A 3,335-nucleotide genomic window follows, 5' to 3' on the forward strand; every position below is an offset into this window, starting at 1 on the left:
CATGGCCACCGTTCCCACGCGTGCGCGGGCGGCGGCGGCCCGGCGGGCCAGGGCCCAGGACTGCTCGGCCGAGGTCACCCGGTCGTGGTCGTCGTGGAGGATCACCAGGCTCCTTCCGGCCAGGTGGGCGACGGGCTCGCCCGGCGGGCACCAGGGTGCCAGCGCGACCACCCCTCGGACACCGGGGCAGTCGGCGACGGCGATCGCCGCCCGGCCGCCCATCGAGTGCCCCACCAGGGCGATCGGAAGACCCGGCGCGAGGGCGGCCAGGCCGGCCAGGGCGCGGCGCGCGTCCTGGACCGGATGGGCCGCCGGGCCGTTCCAGCCCCGGTGGCGGTAGCGGACCCGGGCGATCAGCACGACGTCACCCGGCAGCCCACGGCGCAAGGCCCCGGCGAAGAGGTCCATGCGGCGCGCGGGCAGGTTGAGGCGGGTCGGGGCGGCGAGGGCGTCGGCGCGGCCCCCGTGCAGCAGGACCACCACGGCTCGCGGGTCGGCGGGGACGTGCAGGAGGTCGAGCGCGCCGGTCGTCGGCTCGGCGGGGGGCCTGGTCATGGGCTCTTCTCCTGTTCGGGCCGACGGGGCGGGGGCGCAGCCCCGGGCGGGAGCACCCGGGGGCCGGGGCTGCGCGTCCGGGGCGGTCAGGACGTGGGCATGAGCACGGTGTCGACGATGTAGACGGTGGCGTTCGCGGTCTGCACGTTGCCGCACAGCACCTTCGCGTTGCCGTTGGCGGTGAAGTCCTCTCCGGAACCGGTGGCGTTCACGGTGCCTCCTTCGAGGCTCTTGTGGTCGCCGGGCAGCGCGTCCGGGGCGAGCCTCTCGGGCACGACGTGGTAGGTGAGGACCTTCGTCAGCTTGTCCTTGTCGGCCAGGAGCGCCTCCAGGTCCGCCTTCGGAACCTTGGCGAAGGCGTCGTTGGTGGGTGCGAAGACGGTGATGTTCTGGGCCGAGTTGAGGGTGTCGGCCAGGCCCGCCTTGGTGACGGCCGTGACCAGGGTGGACAGCAGCGGGTTGTGGGAGGCGGCGGTGGCCACCGGGTCCTGGGCCATGCCCGCGAAGGAGCCCGCGCCGTCCTTCGGGACCGCCGCGCAGGCGGCGCCGAAGGGCTGTGACGCCATGGTGGTGCTCGGGGCGGAGGAGGGCGTCACCGACGGCGCCGCCGCCGAAGGGGTGCCGGCGGATGCGGCGTTGCTGCTGGAACTCCCGCTGCTGCCACAGGCGCTGAGTCCGAGCGCGAGGGCGCCGGCGGCAAGGAGGACGGCGAAGGACCTGCTGCGGGACACGGTGGACACGGAGGTGCTCCTCATGAAGGGGGATGGGCCGGACGCAGCACCGCTGCCGGCCGGACGGGAGTGCGTGCGGTGTGCGGCACCGCGGGCACGGCCGGCCTTCGCCGGTGCCCGGTGGATGCCGCGGTCACCTGTCACACGAGCCCTTCGGCACCGGTGCGGCCGGGGATTGGTGGAACCTCGGAACTCACCCGGGCGAGTGATGTGACGACGCTCGGCGCCCGGCCGGTCGTTCGGGAGCACGCCGGGATCCGCGCCGTGCGGCCGACGGCAGCGGGCCCGCCGCGGGCCGGCCGTGGTTCACCGGCCGGCCGTGGTGACCCGGTGCCCGGACGGGCCCCGGATCAGCGCATGAGCCGGAGCAGGTGCTCGGCAGCCCAGTCGGGTCCGCGGCGGAGGACTGCCGCGCGTACGGCTTCGTTGGCGCTCCGGTCACCGGTGAGGAGGTGTTCGACGGCGCGGCCCGCGGTGTCCGCGGTCAGGGCGTTCGGGTCGAGGCTCAGGCCGAGGCCGGCGCGTTCGAGGTCGTGGGCGATGGCGAACTGGTCGCTGGAGAACGGGAGGGCGAGGGCGGGCACGCCTGCGGCAAGGCATTCGGTGAACGAGTTGTTGCCGGCGTGGTGGACCATGGCGGACGCACGCGTCAGCAGGGCCTGCTGCGGGATCCGGTCCGCGACGTGGAACCGGTCGGCCGCTGCACCGGCCGCGGCCAGTGCCGAGGAGACCTCGTCCACCCTGTCGCCCGCCGCGACGACCAGGGCGGCGGAGGTGCGCCGCAGCACCCCGTCCGCGACGGTTGCCAGAACGTCGTGACGGGCCGACAGGAAGGTGCCGAGGGCCAGGAGGACGAGCGGTCGGCCGCCGGCGGTGAGGCGGTCGGCGACGCCGGTCCACGGCGCGGCCAGGGGCGGTGGCGGCTGGGTGCAGTGTCCGCACCGCAGGGCGGCGGCCCCGGTCGAGGGAGTCGGCAGCCAGGGGAGTTCGGGGTAGTTGTAGACGACGGTGCGCGGGGAGCTGAGGGCGAAGGCACGGTCGGGCCGGGGCCGGTGCGGGGCGTGGCGGTCGACGACCCGGTGGAAGGCGGCGGTGAAGGCGCGGTCGTTGTCCGCGGCGGCGCGGGTCAGCCTCTCCAGGGCTTCGGCGGTGGGACGGACGGTGTCCGGCCACGCGTAGGGCACGCCGAAGTAGGCGTCCGGCCCGGCCGGGATGTAGGTGGGGTGGCCGGGACAGAACGTGGCGTACGGCAGACCGAGGCAGTGCAGGGCCAGCGTCGCCGGGTAGGCGAGTTGGTCGACGAGGTACCAGTCGGGCTGCAGTCGCCGGTGCAGGGCGCGGACGTCCGCGAGCACGCGGTCGGGTTCGGCGAGGAGGTCGGCCCTGCGGTGGGTGGCCTGGGTGAGCAGGGTCTCTGCGGCTCCCCGGGACGTCGCGGCCAGGAACTCGCGGAGCCGTGCCGCCTCGGCCGGGTCCTGGCGGGTCCGTTCGGCGACACCGTGGTTGGCGTTGCGGGTCACGGCGAGTTCGGTGAAGCCGATGCCGGCCCGGGCGGCGAGCGGGGCGAACGCGCTGGTGGACGCCAGGTCGACGCGGGCGCCCGCGGCCCCCAGTGCGGCGCCCAGCGCTGCCAGCGGTGCCGCGTGCGAGGCGAACGGCGGGCTGATGACGACGACATGCATGACGTGTCCCTCCTCGGTCACCGCCGGGTGCCTCCGATGATGCCAGGCCGCGGGCCGCAGCCGCGGTGGCGGGACACGGCCAATCCGATGCGCGGAGCGCGCCGAACCGGCCCCTGGCTTGCCCCCATCCACGAGAGGCAGGGGTGTATGCGGAACCGAACGGATTCTCTGCGGTCCTCCGGCACCGACGTGCAGGTGCCGGGCCGGGACGACGAACTGCGGGCGTGGCGTCACCACTTCTGGGCGGGTGGGCCGCCGCCCGGCGCCGCCCGGGATCTGCTGGGCGCGCTGGCTGCGGCCGAGTACGGCCGGGCGGCCCGGTCGGCCCCCGATCCGACGGGCCTTCCGGCTGCCGACCTGGCGGCGG

Annotated in this window: 4 protein-coding genes; 1 reads left to right on the plus strand and 3 read right to left on the minus strand. The window is 75.6% G+C overall.

What is annotated here, in order from left to right; translation table 11 throughout:
- From ABZ641_RS30230 to ABZ641_RS30240, 3 genes are all read right to left on the minus strand, one after another.
- A partial coding sequence (locus ABZ641_RS30230) for an alpha/beta fold hydrolase (protein WP_359986878.1) occupies positions 1-555 on the minus strand: 555 nt, incomplete at its 3' end.
- 86 nt (positions 556-641) lie between these two features.
- Positions 642-1,295, minus strand: a complete 654-nt coding sequence (locus tag ABZ641_RS30235) for a fasciclin domain-containing protein (protein WP_344622337.1) — start codon at positions 1,293-1,295, stop codon at positions 642-644.
- Positions 1,296-1,636: 341 nt separating this feature from the next.
- Positions 1,637-2,968: a glycosyltransferase gene (locus ABZ641_RS30240; protein ID WP_359986881.1), complete on the minus strand. Its 1,332-nt coding sequence runs from the start codon at positions 2,966-2,968 to the stop codon at positions 1,637-1,639.
- 147 nt (positions 2,969-3,115) lie between these two features.
- Here ABZ641_RS30240 and ABZ641_RS30245 point away from each other — a divergent pair.
- Positions 3,116-3,335 (plus strand): hypothetical protein (locus tag ABZ641_RS30245; RefSeq protein ID WP_359986884.1); only part of this gene is annotated, 220 nt, incomplete at its 3' end.

The sequence above is a fragment of the Kitasatospora sp. NPDC007106 genome (genome assembly GCF_040634455.1).
Lineage (GTDB): Bacteria > Actinomycetota > Actinomycetes > Streptomycetales > Streptomycetaceae > Kitasatospora > Kitasatospora arboriphila.